1 pseudogene is annotated in these 1,501 nt (G+C 60.7%); it reads right to left on the bottom strand.

The features are described 5' to 3' along the window. Positions 1-1,501 (bottom strand): annotated as a pseudogene (locus HK28_RS13130) (conjugal transfer protein TrbE); the annotation flags it as partial.

Genomic DNA, 1,501 nt, shown 5'->3' with positions numbered 1-1,501 from the left:
CCGGTTGCCACGCTGGGTCTGGCAGTAATACTCCCGCTTCGAGGCCGCTCGGGCGATGATGGCGATCTGCCGGTTATTCAGACCGAAGTCGCGATAAATCGCCATGATCTGCGGCTCGATCGCCCGCTCGTTGGGCAGGAAGATGCGCGTCGGGCAGCTTTCCACCACGGCAGGGACAATGGGCGAATTGGCGATATCCGACAGCGACTGGGTCGCGAAGATGACGCTTGCGTTTTTCTTGCGTAGGGTTTTCAGCCATTCCCGCAACTGACCGGAGAAATTCCCGTCATCCAGAACCAGCCACCCTTCGTCGATGACCAGCAGGGTCGGGCGACCATCCAGCCGTCCTTCGATGCGATGGAACAGATAAGACAGCACGGAAGAGGCCGCCCCGGAACCGATCAGGCCCTCGGTTTCGAACACCACGACATTGGCGTCCCCCAACCGCTCGGCGTCCGCATCCAGCAGGCGACCATAGGGACCACCCAGGCAGTACGGGGCCAGCGCCTGTTTCAGGGCGTTGGACTGGAGCAGCGCCACCAGACCAGAGATTGTGCGTTCGTGGAAAGGTGATGATGCCAGGGAGTTCAAGGCCGACCAGAGATATGCTTTGACGTCTGGCGTCAACGTGATCCCCTCCTCGGCAAGAATCTGCCCCAGCCATTCACTGGCCCATTTGCGCTCGTCAGGATCGTCGATCCCTGCAAGGGGCTGGAGTGAGACGCTGCTGCCCTGTTCTTCCGATGGATGATCATCCGTCAACCCACCGCCGAGGTCATGCCAGTCTCCTCCCATGCCGAGCGCAGCCGCACGCATGGATCCGCCGAAATCGAAGGCAAAAATCTGTGCCCCCATATACCGGCGAAACTGCAAGGCCATCAAAGCCAACAGCACCGACTTACCCGCCCCCGTCGGTCCAGCAATCAGGGTGTGACCCACATCGCCGACATGGAGCGAGAAACGGAAGGGCGTTGCCCCGGCCGTTTTACCATAAAACAGGGGCGCTGCTTTGAAGTGGCCATCCTGTTCCGGCCCCGCCCATACGGCCGAGAGCGGAATCATGTGTGCCAGGTTCAACGTCGAGACCGGCGGCTGACGCACATTGGCGTAAACATGACCTGGCAAGGAACCAAGCCATGCCTCTACGGCATTCAGGCTTTCCGCCATGCAGGTGAAGTCCCGACCCTGAATGATCTTCTCGACCAGCCGCAGCTTTTCGGCCGCGATGGAGGCGGAGCCGTCCCAGACCGTCACGGTCGCGGTGATATAGGCCTGCCCCACATCATCGGCACCGAGGGACTGCAAGGCCAGATCGGCATCGGCCGCCTTATTGGCGGCATCGTTGTCCACCAGCACCGATGCATCATTGGTCATCACCTCACGAACAATGGCCGCGATGCTCTTGCGTTTTGCGAACCACTGCCGACGGATCTTCGTCAGAACCTTGGTGGCATCGGTCTTGTCCAGAAGGATGGCGCGGGTGGACCAGCGATAGGGCATC

The sequence above is a fragment of the Acetobacter sp. DsW_063 genome (assembly GCF_002153745.1).
Classification (GTDB): domain Bacteria; phylum Pseudomonadota; class Alphaproteobacteria; order Acetobacterales; family Acetobacteraceae; genus Acetobacter.
This window is presented reverse-complemented; position numbering and strand designations above follow the sequence as displayed.